Origin of the sequence: Pseudomonas sp. D4002, assembly GCF_013385665.1 — a bacterium.
GTDB lineage: Bacteria > Pseudomonadota > Gammaproteobacteria > Pseudomonadales > Pseudomonadaceae > Aquipseudomonas.
Genome location: NZ_JACAPN010000030.1, coordinates 1 through 353 on the forward strand (window position 1 = coordinate 1; position 353 = coordinate 353).

Here is a 353-nt window from a genome sequence, read left to right on the forward strand (position 1 = left end):
GCGTTCGGCCTCGGGCTGAATGGGGCAGTCAGATCAAGATCAAAAGCAAGAGCACGGCGGCCTGAAAGCCGACCTGAGTGTTAAAAGCAAAGGCAAGATCCAGAGCGAAAGCCAAATCTGAAGCTGATGCAGCTCTGCTTTTCTGTGGGGGGGGTGGTTCTGTTTTTCTGTAGGAGCTGGCTTGCCGGCGATGCAGACACCTCGGTACATCAGGCACACCGAAGCGATGCCATCGCAGGCAAGCCAGCTCCTACAGTGGACCGTGCCCGCTTCAGCTTTTGATTTAGCTTTTAACACTCAAGCCGGCTTTCAGGCCGCTGTGCTCTTGCTTTTGATCTTAGGCGCCCCGTTAA